Genomic DNA, 19,823 nt, shown 5'->3' with positions numbered 1-19,823 from the left:
AACCACGACCATGATGCGCAGCCACTATTGCGGCCAACTGAACGAGACCCTGGAAGGTCAGGAAATTACCCTTTGCGGATGGGTTCACCGTCGCCGCGACCACGGCGGGGTGATCTTCCTCGATATCCGTGATCGTGACGGTCTGGCCCAAGTGGTGTTCGACCCGGACCGCGCCGAGAGCTTTGCCGCCGCCGACCGCGTGCGCAGTGAGTACGTGGTGAAGATCACCGGCAAGGTGCGTCTGCGTCCGGCAGGTGCCGTGAACAAGAACATGGCCTCCGGCGGTATCGAGGTGTTGGGCTACGAACTGGAAGTGTTGAACGAGTCGGAAACCCCGCCGTTCCCACTCAACGAATACTCCGACGTCGGCGAAGAAACCCGCCTGCGCTACCGCTTCCTGGACCTGCGTCGTCCGGAAATGGCCGAGAAGCTGCGTCTGCGCTCGCGCATGACCACCAGCATCCGTCGCTTCCTCGACGAGAACGGCTTCCTCGACGTTGAAACGCCGATCCTGACCCGGGCCACCCCGGAAGGCGCGCGTGACTACCTGGTGCCTAGCCGCACCCACGCCGGTAGCTTCTTTGCCCTGCCGCAATCGCCGCAGTTGTTCAAACAGTTGCTGATGGTGGCCGGCTTCGACCGTTACTACCAGATCGCCAAGTGCTTCCGCGACGAAGACCTGCGCGCCGACCGTCAGCCGGAATTCACCCAGATCGACATCGAGACCAGTTTCCTCGATGAAAAAGAGATCATGGGCCTGACCGAGCAGATGATCCGCAACCTGTTCAAAGAAGTATTGGGCCTGGAATTCGGCGAATTCCCGCACATGACCTTCGAAGAAGCCATGCGTCGCTACGGTTCCGACAAACCAGACCTGCGTAACCCGCTGGAACTGGTGGACGTGGCCGATCAGCTGAAAGAAGTCGACTTCAAGGTGTTCAGCGGCCCGGCCAACGACCCTAAATGCCGCATCGCTGCCCTGCGCGTGCCTGGCGGCGCGAGCATGCCGCGCAAGCAGATCGACGACTACACCAAGTTCGTCGGCATCTACGGTGCCAAGGGCCTGGCGTACATCAAGGTCAACGAGCGCGCCAACGGCGTTGATGGCCTGCAATCGCCCATCGTGAAGAACATCCCGGAAGCCAACCTGAACGTGATCCTCGATCGCGTGGGTGCGGTCGATGGCGACATCGTGTTCTTCGGTGCCGACAAGGCCAAGATCGTCAGCGAAGCGCTGGGCGCGCTGCGGATCAAGCTGGGCCACGACCTGAACCTGCTGACCTGCGAATGGGCGCCGATGTGGGTCGTTGACTTCCCGATGTTCGAAGAGAACGACGACGGCAGCTTCAGCGCCTTGCACCACCCGTTCACCGCGCCGAAATGCTCCCCGGCCGAGTTGGAGGCCAACCCGGCGGGCGCACTGTCGCGCGCTTACGACATGGTGCTCAACGGCACTGAGCTGGGTGGCGGTTCGATCCGTATCCACCGTAAAGAGATGCAGCAAGCGGTCTTCCGTCTGCTGGGCATTGATGAGGCGGAGCAGGAAGAGAAATTTGGCTTCCTGCTCGACGCCTTGAAGTACGGGGCCCCGCCCCACGGTGGCCTGGCCTTCGGTCTGGACCGTCTGGTGATGCTGATGACCGGTGCCCAGTCGATCCGTGAAGTGATCGCCTTCCCGAAAACCCAGAGTGCCGCGGACGTCATGACCCAGGCACCGGGCGTAGTGGATGCCAAGGCATTGCGCGAGCTGCATATCCGCCTGCGCGAGACGCCGAAGGCTGAGTAAAGCCGCTGCGTGAAAGCGCACTGAGGTTTACGCGGTCTAAAAAGGCGCATCTTCGGATGCGCCTTTGCGTTACAAGGGTTGTGTTTTTAAAGAGAAAGGTCCGGCCTGGGGCGGGATTGATCAGGTTTCTAGAGAATTCGGAGTTGTGTTATGGCTGGCCATTCCAAGTGGGCGAACATCAAGCACCGCAAAGAGCGTCAGGATGCCAAGAAAGGCAAGATCTTCACCAAGTGGATTCGCGAATTGACCGTCGCTGCCCGTCAGGGCGGCGGTGATCCGGGCTCCAACCCGCGTCTGCGCCTGGCGTTGGATAAGGCGCTGGGCGCCAATATGAGCCGCGACATTATTGATCGCGCCGTGGCCCGTGGTGCCGGTGCTGCCGATACCGACGACATGGTCGAGCTGACCTACGAAGGCTACGGCCCGGGCGGCGTGGCGGTGATGGTCGAGTGCATGACCGATAACCGTAACCGCACCGCGGCTGCCGTGCGCCATGCGTTCAGCAAGTGCGGTGGCAACCTCGGTACTGACGGGTCGGTGGCCTATCTGTTCGAGCGCAAGGGGCAGATCACCTTCGCGCCGGGCACCGATGAAGACGCGCTGATGGAAGCGGCGATGGAGGCGGATGCCGACGACGTGGTCACCAACGACGACGGTTCCATCGATGTTTTCACCTCGTTTGCCAGTTTCTATGCTGTGCGCAATGCATTGGAAGCTGCCGGCTTCAAAGGCACCGACGCAGAAATCGTGATGCTGCCGACGACCAGTGCCGAATTGGACCTGGAAGGCGCGCAGAAAGTGTTGAAGCTGCTGGATATGCTTGAAGATCTGGACGATGTACAAAACGTCTATTCGAATGCCGATATTCCAGAGTCAGTGGCCGAACAGCTAGGCTGAAGCACGATGTGGATTAATTGTGGGAGGGGGCTTGTCCCCCGATAGCGGTGTATCAGTCGCTGTATGTGGCGACTGATACTCTGCAATCGGGGGCAAGCCCCCTCCCACATTGAATCTTCCCTGTATCAAAAAATGTGTTTAACCCAACCCGCAGGCGTTATGACTTTAATCCTAGGTATCGACCCCGGTTCGCGCATCACCGGTTTTGGCGTGGTGCAGCAGACTCCGCGTGGCTGCGTCTACGTTGCGTCGGGTTGTATTCGTACCGGTTCGGGGGAGTTGGCCGAGCGCTTGCAGATCGTCTATCGCGGCGTGCGTGAAGTGATCCAGACCTACGGGCCGGTGACCATGGGTATCGAAAAAGTGTTTATGGCCAAGAACGCCGACTCGGCGCTCAAACTCGGCCAGGCCCGTGGTGCGGCCATCGTTGCTGGCGCGGAGGAGGGCATGGAGATCGCCGAATACACCGCGACCCAAGTCAAGCAGGCTGTGGTCGGTACTGGTGGTGCCAATAAAGAGCAGGTGCAGATGATGGTCATGCACATGCTCAAACTCACGGCTAAACCGCAAATCGACGCCTCCGACGCCCTCGCCATTGCCATCTGCCATGCGCACACCCGTTCCAGTCTGCTGCCTCATGGCCTGGGTACGGCACGCAGTCGTGGCGGTCGCCTGCGTCTCTGATAGCATCAGCGCAATCGAGATTTCCGGTCAGGCTTTGATCTGACCCTAAGTGTTAAGGATCTGTACCGTGATTGGACGTTTGCGCGGCACCCTGGCTGAAAAACAGCCGCCGCACCTTATTTTGGATGTCAACGGGCTGGGCTACGAGCTGGAAGTGCCCATGACCACCCTGTATCGCCTGCCGTCGGTCGGCGAGCCGCTCACGCTGCATACCCATCTGGTGGTGCGCGAAGACGCGCAATTGCTCTATGGTTTCATTGGCAAGCGCGACCGTGACTTCTTCCGCGAACTGATCCGCCTCAATGGCGTGGGACCGAAACTGGCGCTGGCCTTGATGTCCAGTCTGGAAGTGGACGAACTGGTGCGCGCCGTATCGGCGCAGGACACCTCGGCGCTGACCAAGGTGCCGGGCGTCGGCAAGAAAACCGCCGAGCGCTTGCTGGTGGAACTCAAGGACCGCTTCAAAGCCTGGGAAGTGGTGCCGAGCATGTTTGCCTTGGTGCCGAACCAGCCTGATATGCCGGCGTCCCAGGTTGCCAGCGCCGAAAGCGATGCAGTCAGCGCGTTGATTTCCTTGGGCTACAAACCCCAGGAAGCGAGCAAAGCGGTATCGGCCATCAAGGATAAGAACCTGAGCAGTGAAGACATGATCCGCCGCGCCCTGAAGGGAATGATTTAAGTGATTGAAGCTGATCGTCTGATCGCGGCCACCGGCCCGCGCGACCGTGAAGAAATCCAGGACCGGGCCATCCGCCCCCTGAGCCTGGCTGAATACATCGGCCAGCCCACCGTGCGCGAGCAGATGGAGCTGTTCATCCAGGCGGCGCGCGGGCGCAGTGAGTCCCTGGACCACACGTTGATCTTCGGTCCGCCGGGGCTGGGCAAGACCACCCTGGCCAACATCATTGCCCAGGAAATGGGGGTGTCGATTAAGTCCACCTCAGGTCCGGTGCTGGAACGTCCCGGTGATCTGGCAGCGTTGTTGACCAACCTAGAGCCGCACGATGTGCTGTTTATCGACGAAATCCACCGGCTTTCGCCGATTGTCGAGGAAGTACTTTACCCGGCAATGGAGGATTTCCAACTCGACATCATGATTGGCGAAGGCCCGGCGGCTCGCTCGATCAAGCTCGATTTGCCGCCGTTCACTCTGGTGGGCGCCACCACGCGAGCGGGGATGCTGACCAATCCGCTGCGAGACCGTTTTGGGATTGTTCAACGTCTGGAGTTCTATAGCACGGCGGATCTGGCCACGATCGTCAGTCGTTCGGCGAGCATCCTTGGCTTGCCGCTGGACCCTGAAGGCTCGTTTGAAATCGCGCGGCGTGCCCGGGGCACACCGCGTATCGCCAACCGTTTGCTGCGTCGTGTGCGTGACTTCGCCGAAGTGCGCGCCAAGGGGCACATTACGAAGGCGGTGGCTGACCTGGCGCTCAACCTGCTGGATGTGGACGAACATGGCTTCGATCATCAGGATCGGCGTCTACTCTTGACCATGATCGAGAAGTTCGACGGTGGCCCGGTAGGCGTGGACAGCCTGGCCGCTGCCATCAGCGAGGAGCGCCATACCATCGAGGATGTGCTTGAACCGTACCTGATCCAGCAGGGCTATATCATGCGCACGCCAAGGGGGCGGGTGGTGACGCGTCATGCTTATCTGCATTTTGGATTAAACATTCCGTCACGATTGGGCGAAATGCCCGTAGTAGACGAATTCCTCGATGCAGTGGACGATTAAAAGCGCTTGGCTCGACGATTTATTCGAGGTTTGTGCTGTCCCAGTGACTGGCGTCGTCATTCTGTCAGTGAAAATGTTTCAGAGAATGAAAAAACAGTTGCCTGGCCGGATTGGCAACCTCAGGAGTAAGCACTAGAGTATGCGCGCGCAAAACGGGGATCAGTCGTTCGCACATCGCTGTCGCGTTTATTACGAGGACACCGATGCCGGCGGCATCGTTTATTACGTCAATTACCTTAAGTTCATGGAGCGGGCTCGAACCGAGCGGCTACGGGAGCTGGGCTTTGCCCAATCCCAGCTGGCAGGGGAGGACCTGTTATTCGTCGTGCATTCCAGCGAGGCGCGTTATCACGCCCCGGCGCGACTGGATGATGAACTGCTGGTTAGCGCTGAAGTCATCGAATTGAACCGTGCCAGCCTGCGCTTCAAACAGCAGGTCAGGCGGGCAACGGATGCAACGCTGCTCTGTGAGGGGCAGTTTTTGGTGGCGTGTGTACGCACCAACAGTTTGAAACCTCGGGCCATTCCCGAAACTCTACGTGTGGCCTTTGCCGCCGTGAGCGGCGCGGGTAAACAATCAAAGCAGGAGATTTAGCGTGGAACCTACCGTCGTCGACCATTCCTCCATGTGGAGCCTGGTCAGCAATGCCAGTGTTGTGGTTCAACTGGTCATGCTGACCCTGGTAGCCGCATCGGTTACCTCTTGGGTCATGATTTTTCAGCGCAGCAACCTGCTGCGTGCCGGTCGACGTGCCCTGGAGAGCTTTGAGGAGCGCTTCTGGTCGGGTATCGACCTGTCCAAGCTCTATCGCCAGGCCGGCAGCAATCCGGACCCGGATTCGGGTGTGGAGCAGATCTTCCGTGCCGGCTTCAAGGAATTCTCCCGTCTGCGCCAGCAGCCTGGTGTAGACCCGGAAGCGGTGATGGAAGGCGTGGCCCGCGCCATGCGCGTCGCCATTTCCCGTGAGGAAGAGAAGCTTGAGCAGAGCCTGCCTTTTCTTGCCACCGTTGGCTCCGTCAGCCCGTATATCGGCCTGTTCGGTACGGTGTGGGGGATCATGAACTCCTTCCGTGGTCTGGCCCAGGCTCAGCAAGCGACTCTGGCCACCGTGGCTCCCGGTATCGCCGAAGCCCTGATCGCCACTGCGATCGGTCTGTTTGCCGCCATCCCTGCGGTGATCGCCTATAACCGCTTTGCCGCACGCGGCGAGAACCTGATTGGCCGTTACTACACCTTCGCCGATGAATTCCAGGCGATCCTGCACCGTAAAGTGCACACCAGCGAAGAATAAGCAGGTACCTCCCGATGGCTTTAATCACTCGAGCTCGAACCAAGCGCAAGCCGGTCGCCGAGATGAACGTAGTGCCTTACATCGACGTGATGCTGGTGCTGCTGGTGATCTTCATGGTGACCGCGCCGATGCTCAACCAGGGTGTGAAGGTTGATCTGCCCAAGGTTTCCAGCGAAGCCTTGCCGCAAGACAACAACACTCAGGTGCTGACCATTTCGATCAAGTCCGACAAGACCTATTACTGGAACCTTGGCAGCGAAGTCGACACTCAGAAGCAACAGGACAAGGCCCTGACGTTGCCGGCGATGACCGATGCGGTGACCAAGATCATTCGCGCCGGTAACGAAGGTGGCAAGCACACCCAAGTATTCATCCGCGGTGACAAAGCAGTCGACTATGGCTCCGTCATGGGTGCCATGGGCGGGCTGCAGAAGGCCGGCGTCGGTAATGTTGGCTTGATTACCGAGGCGCCCTGATGCACCAACAGCGAGAGCCGTCCGCCTCGGAAAGCTACTTCTGGCCTAGCGTTTGGGCGATTGCCCTGCATGTGCTGGTGTTTGGCATGTTGTTCGTCAGCTTTGCCATGACCCCGGACCTGCCGCCAGCCAAGCCGATCGTGCAGGCGACCCTGTATCAGCTGAAATCGAAAAGTCAGGCCACTACCCAGACCAATCAGAAGATTGCGGGTGAGGCTCAGAAGTCGGCTGCGCGCCAGACTGAAGTCGAGCAGATGGAACAGAAGAAGGTCGAGCAGGAAGCGGTGAAGGCTGCTGCGGAACAAAAGAAAGAAGAGGCGGCTCAAAAGGCCGAGGAATCGAAAAAGGCTGACGAAGCCAAGAAGGCCGACGAGGCGAAAAAGGCTGATGAAGCCAAGAAAGCCGAGAAAGCTGCCGAAGCTAAAAAGGCTGAAGAGAAACAATTGGCTGATATAGCCAAGAAGAAATCTGAAGAAGAAGCCAAAAAAGCTGCCGAAGAAGAGGCCAAGAAAAAGGCCGCTGAGGAAGCTAAGAAGAAGATAGTCGAGGACGCGAAGAAGAAAGCCGCCGAAGACGCCAAGAAAAAAGCTGAAGCAGACGAGGCGAAGAAGAAAGTCGCCGACGACGCGAAGAAGAAAGCTGCCGCTGATGCCCAGAAGAAGAAGGCTCAGGAAGCAGCGCGCAAATCCGCCGAAGAGAAAAAGGCCCAGGCCTTGGCAGATTTGCTCTCCGACACGCCGCAGCGTCAGCAAGCCTTGGCCGATGAGCGTGGCGATGAAGTCGCGGGCAGTTTCGACGACCTGATTCGGGCGCGGGCGGCGGAAGGCTGGACACGTCCACCTTCGGCACGCAAAGGCATGACAGTAGTGCTGCAGATCGGCATGTTGCCGGACGGTACGGTGACTTCGGTCAGCGTAGCCAAGTCCAGTGGTGACGGTTCGTTCGACAGTTCGGCGGTTGCCGCGGTCAAGAACATTGGCCGGTTGACCGAGATGCAGGGAATGAAACCAAGCGACTTCGCTCCCTATCGTTCATTCAAGATGACATTCACACCTGAGGATCTAGCCTTGTGAGAAACCTTCTTCGAGGAATGCTTGTCGTTATTTGCTGTATGGCAGGGATAGCGACGGCGGATGAAAAGAACATCCTGGTTACCAGCGGTAGCGATCGGGCCACTCCGATCGCGGTAGTGCCGTTCGGTTGGCAAGGCGGCAGTGTATTGCCGGACGACATGGCACAGATCGTCAGTGACGACCTGCGCAACTCCGGTTATTACGCGCCAATTCCAAAAGGCAACATGATCAGCCAGCCAAACCAGGCCAGCGAAGTCGTGTTCCGTGACTGGAAAGCCGTTGGCGCCCAGTACCTGATGGTCGGCAACATTGTGCCGGCTGGCGGCCGCTTGCAAATCACCTACGCGTTGTTCAACGTGGCCACCGAGCAGCAGGTCCTGACCGGCAGCGTGTCGGGCACCACCGAACAATTGCGTGACATGGCCCACTACATTTCGGACCAGTCGTTTGAAAAGCTCACCGGCATCAAAGGTGCTTTCTCTACGCGTCTGCTCTATGTAACGGCTGAACGCTTCTCGGTAGATAACACTCGCTACACCCTGCAACGTTCGGACTACGACGGTGCGCGGGCAGTGACCTTGCTGCAATCGCGCGAGCCGATCCTGTCGCCGCGCTTTGCACCGGACGGCAAGCGTATTGCCTATGTGTCCTTCGAACAGAAGCGCCCACGTATCTTTGTGCAGCATATCGATACCGGTCGCCGTGAGCAGATCACCAACTTCGAAGGCCTTAACGGCGCGCCTGCCTGGTCACCGGATGGCTCGCGCCTGGCGTTTGTGCTGTCTAAAGATGGCAATCCGGATATCTACGTGATGAACATGGCTTCGCGTCAGATCACCCGTGTTACCAGCGGCCCGGGCATCAATACCGAACCGTTCTGGGGCAAGGATGGCTCGACCATCTACTTCACTTCCGACCGTGGCGGTAAGCCACAAATCTACAAGTCCAGTATTGGCGGTGGCGGTGCGGAACGAGTGACCTTTATCGGTAACTACAACGCCAACCCTAAACTGTCGGCTGATGAAAAGACGTTGGTGATGATTCACCGTCAGGATGGTTTCACTAATTTCCGGGTTGCGGCCCAGGATTTGCAGCGCGGAACCGTAAAAATCCTTACAGATACCAACCTTGATGAGTCAGCTACTGTTGCGCCCAACGGCACCATGGTAATCTACGCCACCCGCCAGCAGGGCCGGGGAGTCTTGATGCTCGTGTCCATTAATGGACGCGTAAGGCTCCCGCTTCCTACCGCACAAGGCGAAGTCAGAGAACCATCCTGGTCCCCTTACCTGAACTGACGCGGCGCTACAAAAAGATTTGCTTAACACACTGGGGTTCATTAGGAGTTTCACGATGGAAATGCTGAAGTTTGGTAAGTTTGCTGCTCTGGCTCTGGCTCTGTCCGTAGCCGTTGGTTGCTCGTCCAAAGGCGGCGACAATGCCGGTGAAGGCGCAGCTGTTGATCCAAACGCTGGTTATGGCGCTAACACTGGTGCAGTTGACGGCTCCCTGAGCGAAGAAGCTGCTCTGCGCGCGATCACTACTTTCTACTTCGAATACGACAGTTCGGACCTGAAGCCAGAAGCCATGCGCGCTCTGGACGTTCACGCGAAGGACCTGAAAGCTAACGGCGCTCGCGTTGTTCTGGAAGGTAACACCGACGAACGTGGTACTCGTGAGTACAACATGGCACTGGGCGAGCGTCGTGCTAAAGCCGTTCAACGCTACCTGGTCCTGCAAGGCGTTTCGCCAGCTCAGCTGGAACTGGTTTCCTACGGTAAAGAGCGTCCAGTTGCTACTGGCCACGACGAGCAGTCCTGGGCTCAAAACCGTCGCGTCGAACTGCGTAAGTAATTCGTCATGCGAACGTGCCGTCGTGCTCTAACTGTATTGGCTCTCAGCTTCGCACCGCTTGCGGTGTGGGCTGCGGTTCCTGTGGAAGATAGCAACTCTGGCTATAACAATAGCGGGAGCAGTTATCCGCCAGCGGGTTATGGCACGAACGGCGCCTATGCTGGGGGGGCGGCTACGTCCGCGCCCTCGGCACAGGGCGAACTGTTCAATCAGCTGCAACGCATGCAGGATCAACTTGCGCAGCAACAAGGCGCGATTGAAGTTCTGCAGAATCAAGTGAACCAGCTCAAGCAAGAAGGCCTGGAGCGATACCAGGATCTTGATCGACGTATAGGAGCCGGCGTTACACCTGCCGCCACTCCTGATAATTCTTCTGCCGGTGGCGCGCCAAGCGCTGCTGCCGGTGGTGCAGCAGCCGGGGCGGCCGCTAGCCAAGCCCCCGCCGCCAGCAGCGAACCGGGTGACCCAGCGAAGGAAAAGCTCTATTACGATGCTGCCTTCGACCTGATCAAAGCCAAGGACTTCGATAAAGCCAGCCAGGCTTTTACCGCATTTCTGCGCAAATACCCCAACAGCCAATATGCGGGCAACGCTCAATACTGGCTTGGCGAAGTCAACCTCGCCAAGGGTGATTTGCAAGGTGCCGGCCAGGCATTTGCCAAGGTCAGTCAGCTGTACCCCAAGCACGCCAAGGTGCCGGACTCGCTGTATAAGCTGGCTGACGTAGAGCGCCGCCTGGGTCATACCGACAAGGTCAAAGGCATTCTGCAGCAAGTAGTGGCCCAGTATCCGGGGACGTCCGCTGCCCAGTTGGCTCAACGCGACCTGCAACGCTTGTAAGCGAAGCTGCCCGTTTAGAAGAAACCCGCGCCTGGCGCGGGTTTTTTCGTTAGAATCCACGCCCTTTTATGAAACACGCTTCTTGGGGTCTACGCGTTGGCGGGGTTCCTAGAAGTGCCTGACGGAGGCGGACAGCCTGTTTAGCTGTTACGCCCGTGGCGATTATGCAAGACACATTACGTATTACCGAAGTTTTTTACTCGTTACAGGGTGAAACGCGAACCGCAGGCCTGCCTACTGTATTTGTACGGCTGACAGGTTGCCCTTTGCGTTGCCAATACTGTGACAGCGCTTACGCCTTCAGTGGCGGCACCGTGCGTACCCTCGACGATATCCTGGAGCAGGTGGCAGGTTTCAAGCCCCGTTACGTCTGCGTGACGGGCGGTGAGCCCCTGGCACAGCCCAATGCCCTCCCGTTGCTCAAGCAGCTGTGTGACGCAGGTTATGAAGTGTCTCTGGAAACCAGCGGCGCCTTGGACATCTCTGCGGTAGACCCTCGCGTGAGCCGCGTGGTCGACCTCAAGACCCCGGATTCAAAAGAGGCGCATCGCAACCGCTACGAAAATATGGATCTGCTGAGCGTCAACGATCAGGTCAAGTTCGTGATTTGTTCTCGTGATGACTACGATTGGGCAGTATCAAAGCTGATTCAGTATGGTCTTGAGCGGCGCGCAGGTGAGGTGCTGTTCTCCCCAAGCCACCATGACCTGAATGCCCGCGACCTGGCTGACTGGATAGTGGCAGACAATCTGCCGGTGCGCTTGCAGCTGCAGCTCCATAAATACCTGTGGAACGACGAGCCGGGTCGTTGAAATTCAGCTTCTCGGACTCGGCCTTGGTGGGTTGTATGGGGCTTGCAAATAGCCTTAATCACGGCGATAAGGTGTTTTTTCTGATTTATTTTAAATAAAGTGTTGAATAGTCCTTAGAAATCAGTATTATACGCGCCACCACACAGCGGGTCGTTAGCTCAGTTGGTAGAGCAGTTGGCTTTTAACCAATTGGTCGTAGGTTCGAATCCCACACGACCCACCATTTTTAGCGGTTTAGAAAATCCGGAAGGCCCACGTAAGTGAGGATTTCCGGGTTTTTTTTTGCCTGCGATTTGGGGGCGGACGGAGTCGGAAGGGTTTGAAAGACGCCTCGGGCAGTACTACAGCGATGATCCCGGAGGTTCCCATTTTTTACCCGACAGGCACCCCCGCGAATACCAGATTAGGCTTTTGAATCCATTCGATATTCTGTAGCCTTGCCCAGCTTCTGTTTCACCCGTGCTTGATGAACACAATCACTTCGTCCGGCGGTGCCCGAAGGGCTCCAGAGCCGGTGGTACACTCGACTTTCGCGCTTCTGCGCCTGCAGGTCTTGCGAACATGACGCACATTTCCGAACGCTTACTGGTTCAAGCCCATCTCGACGCCAAGCAGCCTAAGGCTCTCAGCGCCGAGGAAGAGGCGAGCCTGCGTACCGCCATCGCCGCTGAGCTCAAAGCTCAAGACGCGGTGCTGGTAGCCCACTTTTATTGCGATCCGGTGATTCAGGCCCTGGCCGAAGAGACCGGTGGCTGTGTCTCCGACTCCCTGGAAATGGCTCGCTTCGGCGCCGCGCACCCGGCCAAGACCGTGCTGGTTGCCGGCGTGCGTTTCATGGGGGAGACGGCCAAGATCCTTACACCTGAAAAACGCATTCTCATGCCTACGCTTGAAGCGACCTGCTCTTTGGACCTGGGCTGCCCGGTAGATGAGTTTTCGGCGTTTTGCGATCAGCATCCCGAGCGTACCGTGGTGGTGTACGCCAATACCTCGGCTGCGGTAAAAGCGCGGGCTGATTGGGTGGTGACGTCCAGCTGTGCGCTGGAAATTGTCGAGAGTCTGATGGACAACGGCGAAACCATCATCTGGGGCCCGGATAAACACCTGGGCACCTACATCCAGCGCCAGACCGGCGCCGACATGCTGCTGTGGGACGGTGCCTGCATCGTCCATGAAGAGTTCAAGTCCAAGCAGCTGGAAGATATGAAGGCGCTGTACCCGGATGCAGCCATCCTAGTGCACCCGGAGTCTCCCACGTCGGTGATCGAGCTGGCCGATGCGGTGGGCTCCACCAGCCAACTGATTGCCGCAGCGCAGCGTTTGCCGAACAAGACTTTCATCGTGGCGACCGACCGCGGGATCTTCTACAAGATGCAGCAGCTATGCCCGGACAAGGTCTTCGTAGAAGCGCCTACGGCCGGCAACGGTGCGGCATGTCGCAGTTGCGCACACTGCCCGTGGATGGCCATGAATACGCTGGAGCGCACGCTGCAGTGCCTGCGTGAGGGCAGCAACGAGATCTTCGTCGAACCCTCAGTGATTCCACAGGCTGTGAGACCGCTTAAGCGCATGCTGGATTTTACTCAGGCTGCGCGCCTGAAGCTGGCCGGTAACGCATAGTCGAGTGCGGTAAAAAACGTGGGAGGGTATGGCCCTCCCACATTTTGATCTGTACCAGGCACGGGGTTATTTTTTCTGCTTCGGAATCCGCACCAACTGCGTATCCGAGTAGATGTCATGCCAGCTGCGTTTCTGCTTGTCGAACAGCGACCAGAGAAACCCCAGCCCCACGCACAACCACGACGCAATTGACACCACAAAGCGCAGCAGCGCTTGCCACAGGCTGATCCGCGAGCCGTCGGCGTTCTGCACGCGTACGCCCCACACCTGCATGCCCAGGGTCTGACCGGAATGGGTCCAGAACTTGGCGAAGAACCCAAACAGTACAAACAATAGAATCGTCGACAGCAGTGGGTCGCCATCCAAGGCGCCCGATTCGGTCAACGTGCGCATCCTGGCTTCGCCCATGAACGCGATCCAGATCAGTTTGTAAATAAACGCGGTGACGATCATCAGGGCGGTGCACAACAGGAAGTCATAGAACATCGCTGCCAAACGACGACCCAGGCCAACGGCGGGAAATTCGCCTTGGGGGCTCAGCAGGGGTTTGGACATGGCAGGGCTCTCGGAAGGAAAAAGCCATTTTACGGAATTGCGCCCATAAAAAAGCCCCTGATGTCATATCAGGGGCTTTTTGTCGCAGAGGAATCAGCCTTCTGCTTGAACTTCGTCAGCCTGCATGCCTTTTTGGCCTTGCACCGCAACGAAGGTCACTTTCTGGCCTTCTTTCAGGCTCTTGAAGCCGTTGCCCTGAATAGCGCGGAAATGCACGAACAGATCCGGACCGCTTTCTGGAGTGATAAAACCAAACCCTTTCTCGTCGTTAAACCACTTGACGGTACCGCTCTGACGTTCAGCCATTTTCTTATTTCCTTGACGCTAAAAAATTAATGACAGCCCCTTTCACGCGAAAGAGTACTGGGCTGGGTTGCAGGAAAGTAAGAGACGTCGAACGGGTTGTAGCAAAACTACTTCAGCTACTGCCCAGGTCCAGGTTCCAAGCGACCCATGCAAACACAGTGGGCAAACTCTACGCCAACTAATACGATAAAAACAAGCCCTGCCGGACGCCCCGCATTGCGCGGGCTGATGACACTTCGTTGAATATAATGGAACTGACTTATTCGATAGTCCTAATCACTTGATATAGGCAGCCGCCAGTCATATTAACTATCGTAAATGCACTGTTTTATGGCGGTCGCGTTACAGTTTAGTGCACCTTGGCGCGACCGCGTTACTTATAGGAACAGTCAATCAGCCACGGTAGTAACGCTGTGGCACAAATGGCATTTTACTTACACGAAGTGGCACCTTTTTCCCACGCACCAACGCAGAGACTTCTGTATCCAGAGCGGTAAAGGCGCTGTCGAGGTAACCCATGGCCAGCGGGCCGCCCAGGCTTGGGCCGAAGCCGCCGCTGCAGACGCTGCCAATCACGCTGCCGTGTGCGTCGACGATCTCAGCGCCTTCACGTACTGGCGTGCGTTCCTGGGGCAGCAAGCCCACGCGCTTGCGGCTCACGCCAGTCTGTTGCTGGGTGAAGATCCGGTCCGCCCCCGGGAACCCCCCGGCGCGGGCACCGTCGGCGCGGCGTGCCTTGGAGATGGCCCATAGCAGGCTGGCCTCGATAGGCGTGGTGTCCGTGTTCATGTCATGACCGTACAGGCACAGGCCGGCTTCCAGACGCAGGGAGTCGCGGGCGCCCAGGCCGATGGGTTGTACTTCGGTTTCGGCCAGCAGGCTGCGGGCCAGGCTTTCAGCGCTGGCCGCAGGCACGGAAATCTCAAAGCCGTCCTCGCCGGTGTAGCCGGAGCGGCTGACATAGCAATCCACCCCCAGCAGGCGCACGGCGGCGAACTGCATGAAGGTCATCTTGGTCACTTCCGGCGCCAGGCGCGCCAGCACCTTCACCGCTGCCGGGCCTTGCAGCGCCAACAGGGCGCGCGCTTCGAACAGCGGCTCGATGGTGCACTGATCACCGATGTGTTGGCGCAGGTGGGCCAGGTCTTGATCCTTGCAGGCCGCATTGACCACCAGGAACAGCTCATCGTTACCCAGATTGGCCACCATCAGGTCATCGAGGATGCCGCCCTGATCGTTGGTGAACATCGCGTAGCGCTGCATGCCCACCGGCAGGTCGATGATGTCGACCGGCACCAAGGTTTCCAGGGCCTTGGCAGCATTGGCGCCACTCAGACGGATCTGACCCATATGGGACACATCGAACAACCCGGCCTGATCACGGGTGTGCAGGTGCTCCTTCATGACACCGAGCGGGTATTGCACCGGCATGTCGTAGCCGGCGAAGGGCACCATGCGCGCGCCCAGCTCGATGTGCAGGGCATGCAGCGGGGTTTTCAATAGGGTTTCGGTGGACATGTTCTGCTCCTGAAAAACGTGCTGGCGCGCCTTTAGGCGTCAGCACTCGATAATGTTGACCGCCAAACCGCCACGGGCGGTTTCCTTGTATTTGCTTTTCATATCGGCGCCGGTCTGGCGCATGGTGCGGATGACCTTATCGAGGGACACGAAGTGCTGCCCATCACCACGCAAGGCCATGCGCACAGCGTTGATCGCCTTCACCGAGCCCATTGCGTTGCGCTCGATGCAAGGCACTTGCACCAGGCCGCCAATGGGGTCGCAGGTCAGGCCGAGGTTGTGCTCCATGCCGATCTCGGCGGCGTTTTCCACTTGGGAAACGCTGCCGCCCAGCACCTCACACAGCGCGCCGGCGGCCATGGAGCAAGCCACGCCGACTTCGCCCTGGCAGCCCACCTCGGCGCCGGAGATCGACGCATTTTCCTTGTAAAGAATGCCGATGGCGGCGGCGGTGAGCAGAAAGCGCACCACGCCGTCTTCGTTCGCTCCTGGGATAAAGCGCATGTAGTAATGCAGCACCGCCGGAATGATCCCGGCCGCACCGTTGGTGGGCGCTGTGACCACGCGCCCGCCGTTGGCGTTTTCTTCGTTGACCGCCAGGGCGTACAGGTTGACCCAATCAAGCACCGACAACGGATCGCGCAACGCCGATTCCGGGTTTTTGCACAGTTGACGATGCAGGGCCGCGGCGCGGCGCTTGACCTTCAAACCACCGGGCAAAATGCCTTCGTTGCGACAGCCCGCGTCGACACAGTCCTGCATGACCTGCCAGATTTTCAGCAGGCCGGCCCGGGTTTCCGCCTCTGGACGCCATGCGCTTTCGTTGGTCAGCATCACTTGGCTGATGGACAATCCGTACGTCGCACAATGCCCAAGCAGGTCCTTGGCGCTCTTGAATGGAAAGGTCAGGGGCGTGGCGTCTTCGACAATCCGGTCAGCGCCGGCGGCACCTTCATCCACCACGAAGCCACCGCCGACTGAGTAGTACTCGCGGCTGCGGATCTGCAGGCCGGCGGCGTCGAAGGCGCGGAAGATCATGCCATTGGGATGATAGGCGAGGGGCTTGCGGATCATCGCCAGGTGTTCTTTCTCGTTGAACGCAATGCTGTGTTCGCCGAGCAGGTTCAAGCGACCGTCGCTGCGCATCTGCGCCAGGCGCGTGGCCACGGTTTCGGTGTTCACGGTGTCCGGGTGTTCGCCTTCCAGGCCCAGCAGCACGGCTTTGTCGCTGCCGTGGCCTTTGCCGGTGGCGCCGAGGGAGCCATAGAGTTCCACCTTGACGTGAGTGGTGGCGCTCAACAGCGCGTCACGCTTGAGCCCCTCGACGAATCGAGCGGCGGCGCGCATCGGGCCGACGGTATGGGAACTGGAGGGGCCGATGCCAATCTTGAACAGGTCGAACACGCTTAAAGACATGAGTGGTTCTCCGGTTTCTTGTTATAGGAGCAGCGGCAAGCGGCAAGCCACAAGCGGCAAGAAAGAGCCATTCGGCTTTTAACTTGCAGCTCGTAGCTTGCCGCTTCCAACTGCTTTAGGCATAAAGCTCGATCGACGGGCACGCACACACCAGGTTGCGATCGCCAAACACGTTGTCGACCCGGCCCACCGGCGGCCAGTACTTGCCTTCGATCAACGACGCGACCGGGTACACCGCCTGTTCACGGCTGTACGGATGGCTCCACTCACCCACCAGTTCGGCGGCGGTGTGCGGGGCGTTTTTCAGTGGGTTGTCGTCTTTATCCAGGGTGCCGTTTTCCACCGCGCGGATTTCTTCGCGGATGGCAATCATCGCGTCGCAGAAGCGGTCCAGTTCTTCCTTGGATTCGCTCTCGGTCGGTTCGATCATCAGGGTGCCCGCCACCGGGAACGACATGGTCGGGGCATGGAAGCCGAAGTCGATCAGACGCTTGGCCACGTCATCCACGCTGATACCGCTGCTGTCCTTGAGCGGGCGCAGGTCCAGGATGCACTCGTGTGCCACCAGGCCGTTGCTGCCGGTGTACAGCACGGGGTAGTGCTCTTCGAGGCGACGGGAAATGTAGTTGGCGTTCAGGATCGCCAGTTGCGACGCGCGCTTGAGGCCCGCGCCGCCCATCATGCTGATGTACATCCAAGTGATCGGCAGGATGCTCGCGCTGCCGAATGGCGCCGCGCACACCGCGCCTTCCTTGCGCTCCATGGCCGCATGGCCCGGCAGGAAAGGCGTGAGGTGCGATTTGACGCCAATCGGGCCAACGCCTGGGCCGCCACCGCCGTGGGGGATGCAGAAGGTCTTGTGCAGGTTCAGGTGGGACACGTCGCCGCCGAACTTGCCCGGTGCGCACAGGCCCACCATAGCGTTCATGTTGGCGCCGTCGATGTACACCTGGCCGCCGTTGTCGTGGATGATCCCGCAGATTTCGCGGATGCCTTCTTCGAACACGCCGTGGGTGGACGGGTAGGTGATCATCAGCGCGGCCAGGTGCTCGCGGTGCTCGATCGCTTTGGCGCGCAGGTCTTCGATGTCCACGTTGCCACGGGCGTCGCAGGCGGTGACGACCACGCGCATGCCGGCCATGTTGGCGGTGGCTGGGTTGGTGCCGTGGGCGGACGAGGGGATCAGGCAGATATCGCGACGGGCTTCGCCACGGCTCTGGTGATAAGCACGGATCGCCAGCAGCCCGGCGTATTCGCCTTGGGAACCAGCGTTCGGTTGCAAGGAGATGGCTTCATAACCGGTGGCCGCGCAGAGCATGGCTTCCAGGTCGGCGGTCAGTTGCTGGTAACCGGCGCTTTGTTCGGTTGGGGCGAACGGGTGCAGGGCGCCGAACTCGGCCCAGGTCACCGGGATCATTTCGCTGGCGGCGTTGAGCTTCATGGTGCACGAGCCCAACGGAATCATGGTGCGGTCCAGCGCCAGGTCCTTGTCGGCCAGTTTGCGCAGGTAGCGCATCAGCTCGGTTTCGGAGTGGTAACGGTTGAACACTGGGTGGCTGAGGATCGGCGATTGACGCAGCAGCGCCGCCGGCAGGCAGCTGTCGGCTTGGGCGTCGAAAGCGGGCAGGGCCTTGCCGTCGGCGAAGATCGCCCACAGGGCCTGGATATCGGCCTGGGTAGTGGTTTCATCGACCGACAGACCAACCCGCTCAGCGTCGACCACGCGCAGGTTGATGCGCTGGGCGCGGGCCTTGTCGTGCAGGGCAGCGGTGGCGGCGCCGGTGTTGAGGGTCAGGGTATCGAAGAACTGCGTTTGCTCGACCTTCAGGCCCAGCGCGCTCAGGCCTTTGGCGAGGATGGCGGTCAACTGATGAATGCGTTGGGCGATCTGCGTCAGGCCTTTGGGGCCGTGATACACCGCGTACATGCTGGCGATGTTGGCCAGCAGCACTTGGGCGGTGCAGATGTTGGACGTGGCTTTCTCGCGGCGGATGTGCTGCTCGCGGGTCTGCATGGCCAAACGCAGGGCCGGCTTGCCGAAACGGTCAACAGACACGCCCACCAGACGGCCTGGCATATCGCGCTTGAACGCATCCTTGGTGGAGAAATAGGCCGCATGCGGGCCACCGAAGCCCAGCGGCACGCCGAAGCGTTGTGCGCTGCCGATGGCCACGTCGGCGCCGAATTCACCCGGTGGGGTCAACAGGGTCAGGGCCAGCAAGTCGGCGGCCACGGCCACCAGGGCGTTGGCGGCATGGAAGCGCTCGGTGAGTTCGCGGTAGTCGAACACATCGCCATTGCTGGCCGGGTATTGCAGCAGGGCGCCGAAGAATGGGCTGAAGTCACTCAGTTCGCGCTCATCGCCCACCACCACGTCGATGCCCAATGGCTCGGCACGGGTGCGCAACACGTCGAGGGTCTGCGGGTGGCTGTGGATCGAGGCGAAGAAGGCATTGCTGCCTTTGTTCTTGCTCAGGCGTTTGCAGAAGGTCATGGCTTCGGCGGCGGCGGTGGCTTCGTCGAGCAGGGAGGCGTTGGCGATCGGCAGGCCGGTGAGGTCGCTGATCAGGGTCTGGAAGTTCAACAGCGCTTCCAGGCGGCCCTGGGAAATCTCCGGCTGGTAAGGGGTGTAGGCGGTATACCAGGCCGGGTTTTCCAGGAGGTTGCGCAGGATCGGCGCCGGTGTGTGGCAGTTGTAGTAGCCCTGGCCGATGTAGGTCTTGAACAGTTGGTTCTGGCTGGCGATGGCTTTGATTCGCGCCAGCGCCTCGGCTTCGCTCAGGCCGTCTTCCAGGCCGAGCACGCTGGTGCCCTTGATGCTTTCCGGGATCACGCTGGCGCTCAGGGCTTCCAGGGAGTCAAAGCCCAGGCTGGCGAGCATGTGTTGCTCGTCTGCCTGGCGCGGGCCGATATGGCGGGCGATGAATTCGTTGGCGGTGGTGAGATTAACGGTCAT

The 19,823-nt window shown here is 59.3% G+C and carries 19 protein-coding genes and 1 tRNA gene; 15 read left to right on the top strand and 5 right to left on the bottom strand.

Annotation, left to right across the window (positions count from 1 at the left end; genetic code table 11):
* Nucleotides 1-10: 10 nt before the first annotated feature.
* From aspS to nadA, 15 genes are all read left to right on the top strand, one after another.
* On the top strand, nt 11-1,786 hold the full coding sequence (gene aspS / locus YA0848_RS26765; RefSeq protein WP_034100175.1) for an aspartate--tRNA ligase: 1,776 nt from the start codon (nt 11-13) through the stop codon (nt 1,784-1,786).
* A 150-nt stretch (nt 1,787-1,936) separates the two neighbouring features.
* Nucleotides 1,937-2,683 carry a YebC/PmpR family DNA-binding transcriptional regulator gene (locus YA0848_RS26760; RefSeq protein WP_034100173.1) on the top strand — a complete coding sequence of 249 codons (747 nt, stop codon included), beginning with the start codon at nt 1,937-1,939 and terminating at the stop codon, nt 2,681-2,683.
* Nucleotides 2,684-2,842: 159 nt separating this feature from the next.
* The gene (ruvC, locus tag YA0848_RS26755; RefSeq protein WP_034100171.1) at nt 2,843-3,367 is read left to right on the top strand and encodes a crossover junction endodeoxyribonuclease RuvC; all 525 of its coding nucleotides are present in this window, start codon (nt 2,843-2,845) and stop codon (nt 3,365-3,367) included.
* A gap of 67 nt (nt 3,368-3,434) precedes the next feature.
* Complete coding sequence (ruvA, locus tag YA0848_RS26750; RefSeq protein WP_034100169.1) at nt 3,435-4,046, top strand: Holliday junction branch migration protein RuvA; 612 nt, start codon at nt 3,435-3,437, stop codon at nt 4,044-4,046.
* A complete protein-coding gene (gene ruvB, locus YA0848_RS26745) occupies nt 4,047-5,105 on the top strand; it encodes a Holliday junction branch migration DNA helicase RuvB (RefSeq protein ID WP_034100167.1) in 1,059 nt (352 codons plus the stop codon). It abuts the gene before it with no gap.
* A 139-nt stretch (nt 5,106-5,244) separates the two neighbouring features.
* Nucleotides 5,245-5,700 carry a tol-pal system-associated acyl-CoA thioesterase gene (gene ybgC, locus YA0848_RS26740; protein ID WP_034100165.1) on the top strand — a complete coding sequence of 152 codons (456 nt, stop codon included), beginning with the start codon at nt 5,245-5,247 and terminating at the stop codon, nt 5,698-5,700.
* A gap of 1 nt (nt 5,701) precedes the next feature.
* Nucleotides 5,702-6,397 carry a protein TolQ gene (gene tolQ, locus YA0848_RS26735; protein ID WP_010208111.1) on the top strand — a complete coding sequence of 232 codons (696 nt, stop codon included), beginning with the start codon at nt 5,702-5,704 and terminating at the stop codon, nt 6,395-6,397.
* Nucleotides 6,398-6,420: 23 nt separating this feature from the next.
* Nucleotides 6,421-6,873 (top strand): protein TolR, encoded by a 453-nt coding sequence (gene tolR / locus YA0848_RS26730; RefSeq protein WP_162276712.1) that lies wholly within the window; start codon nt 6,421-6,423, stop codon nt 6,871-6,873.
* On the top strand, nt 6,873-7,946 hold the full coding sequence (gene tolA, locus YA0848_RS26725) for a cell envelope integrity protein TolA (protein WP_034100160.1): 1,074 nt from the start codon (nt 6,873-6,875) through the stop codon (nt 7,944-7,946). The genes tolR and tolA overlap by 1 nt, the downstream gene beginning before the upstream one ends.
* A 17-nt stretch (nt 7,947-7,963) precedes the next feature.
* The gene (gene tolB, locus YA0848_RS26720) at nt 7,964-9,244 is read left to right on the top strand and encodes a Tol-Pal system beta propeller repeat protein TolB (protein WP_034100158.1); all 1,281 of its coding nucleotides are present in this window, start codon (nt 7,964-7,966) and stop codon (nt 9,242-9,244) included.
* A 55-nt stretch (nt 9,245-9,299) separates the two neighbouring features.
* The gene (gene pal, locus YA0848_RS26715; RefSeq protein WP_034100156.1) at nt 9,300-9,800 is read left to right on the top strand and encodes a peptidoglycan-associated lipoprotein Pal; all 501 of its coding nucleotides are present in this window, start codon (nt 9,300-9,302) and stop codon (nt 9,798-9,800) included.
* Between the two features lie 6 nt (nt 9,801-9,806).
* Nucleotides 9,807-10,640, top strand: coding sequence for a tol-pal system protein YbgF (gene ybgF / locus YA0848_RS26710; RefSeq protein WP_034100154.1), 834 nt, complete (start codon nt 9,807-9,809; stop codon nt 10,638-10,640).
* A 164-nt stretch (nt 10,641-10,804) separates the two neighbouring features.
* Entirely contained in the window at nt 10,805-11,452 is a 648-nt protein-coding gene (queE, locus tag YA0848_RS26705) for a 7-carboxy-7-deazaguanine synthase QueE (protein ID WP_034100607.1), read from the top strand.
* A gap of 147 nt (nt 11,453-11,599) precedes the next feature.
* Nucleotides 11,600-11,675, top strand: a tRNA-Lys gene (locus YA0848_RS26700).
* Between the two features lie 338 nt (nt 11,676-12,013).
* Nucleotides 12,014-13,072: a quinolinate synthase NadA gene (gene nadA, locus YA0848_RS26695; protein ID WP_034100151.1), complete on the top strand. Its 1,059-nt coding sequence runs from the start codon at nt 12,014-12,016 to the stop codon at nt 13,070-13,072.
* Between the two features lie 66 nt (nt 13,073-13,138).
* On the opposite strand, the gene YA0848_RS26690 is transcribed toward nadA, so the two are convergent.
* The 5 genes from YA0848_RS26690 to gcvP form a co-directional block, all read right to left on the bottom strand.
* Nucleotides 13,139-13,627, bottom strand: a complete 489-nt coding sequence (locus YA0848_RS26690) for an RDD family protein (protein ID WP_034114976.1) — start codon at nt 13,625-13,627, stop codon at nt 13,139-13,141.
* Nucleotides 13,628-13,720: 93 nt separating this feature from the next.
* Nucleotides 13,721-13,933 (bottom strand): cold-shock protein, encoded by a 213-nt coding sequence (locus tag YA0848_RS26685; RefSeq protein WP_003365337.1) that lies wholly within the window; start codon nt 13,931-13,933, stop codon nt 13,721-13,723.
* A 393-nt stretch (nt 13,934-14,326) separates the two neighbouring features.
* The gene (gene gcvT, locus YA0848_RS26680; RefSeq protein ID WP_034100146.1) at nt 14,327-15,451 is read right to left on the bottom strand and encodes a glycine cleavage system aminomethyltransferase GcvT; all 1,125 of its coding nucleotides are present in this window, start codon (nt 15,449-15,451) and stop codon (nt 14,327-14,329) included.
* Between the two features lie 39 nt (nt 15,452-15,490).
* Nucleotides 15,491-16,867, bottom strand: a complete 1,377-nt coding sequence (locus YA0848_RS26675) for an L-serine ammonia-lyase (RefSeq protein ID WP_034100144.1) — start codon at nt 16,865-16,867, stop codon at nt 15,491-15,493.
* Nucleotides 16,868-16,982: 115 nt separating this feature from the next.
* A complete protein-coding gene (gene gcvP, locus YA0848_RS26670) occupies nt 16,983-19,823 on the bottom strand; it encodes an aminomethyl-transferring glycine dehydrogenase (protein WP_169903349.1) in 2,841 nt (946 codons plus the stop codon).

It is taken from the genome of Pseudomonas sp. S4_EA_1b (genome assembly GCF_016307435.1).
GTDB classification, from domain to species: Bacteria; Pseudomonadota; Gammaproteobacteria; order Pseudomonadales; family Pseudomonadaceae; genus Aquipseudomonas; species Aquipseudomonas rhodesiae.
Note: the sequence above shows the minus strand (reverse complement) of the source record. Positions and strands in the feature narration are given on the sequence as shown.

Excerpts from the sequence above, each read along its gene's own strand:
- ybgC (WP_034100165.1), top strand. The coding sequence starts at position 5,245 with ATGCGCGCGCAAAACGGGGATCAGTCGTTCGCACATCGCTGTCGCGTT.
- YA0848_RS26690 (WP_034114976.1), bottom strand. The coding sequence starts at position 13,627 with ATGTCCAAACCCCTGCTGAGCCCCCAAGGCGAATTTCCCGCCGTTGGC.
- queE (WP_034100607.1), top strand. The coding sequence starts at position 10,805 with ATGCAAGACACATTACGTATTACCGAAGTTTTTTACTCGTTACAGGGT.
- gcvP (WP_169903349.1), bottom strand. The coding sequence starts at position 19,823 with ATGACCGTTAATCTCACCACCGCCAACGAATTCATCGCCCGCCATATC.
- ybgF (WP_034100154.1), top strand. The coding sequence starts at position 9,807 with ATGCGAACGTGCCGTCGTGCTCTAACTGTATTGGCTCTCAGCTTCGCA.
- aspS (WP_034100175.1), top strand. The coding sequence starts at position 11 with ATGATGCGCAGCCACTATTGCGGCCAACTGAACGAGACCCTGGAAGGT.
- tolB (WP_034100158.1), top strand. The coding sequence starts at position 7,964 with ATGCTTGTCGTTATTTGCTGTATGGCAGGGATAGCGACGGCGGATGAA.
- gcvT (WP_034100146.1), bottom strand. The coding sequence starts at position 15,451 with ATGTCCACCGAAACCCTATTGAAAACCCCGCTGCATGCCCTGCACATC.
- pal (WP_034100156.1), top strand. The coding sequence starts at position 9,300 with ATGGAAATGCTGAAGTTTGGTAAGTTTGCTGCTCTGGCTCTGGCTCTG.
- ruvC (WP_034100171.1), top strand. The coding sequence starts at position 2,843 with ATGACTTTAATCCTAGGTATCGACCCCGGTTCGCGCATCACCGGTTTT.
- tolA (WP_034100160.1), top strand. The coding sequence starts at position 6,873 with ATGCACCAACAGCGAGAGCCGTCCGCCTCGGAAAGCTACTTCTGGCCT.
- nadA (WP_034100151.1), top strand. The coding sequence starts at position 12,014 with ATGACGCACATTTCCGAACGCTTACTGGTTCAAGCCCATCTCGACGCC.
- YA0848_RS26760 (WP_034100173.1), top strand. The coding sequence starts at position 1,937 with ATGGCTGGCCATTCCAAGTGGGCGAACATCAAGCACCGCAAAGAGCGT.
- YA0848_RS26685 (WP_003365337.1), bottom strand. The coding sequence starts at position 13,933 with ATGGCTGAACGTCAGAGCGGTACCGTCAAGTGGTTTAACGACGAGAAA.
- YA0848_RS26675 (WP_034100144.1), bottom strand. The coding sequence starts at position 16,867 with ATGTCTTTAAGCGTGTTCGACCTGTTCAAGATTGGCATCGGCCCCTCC.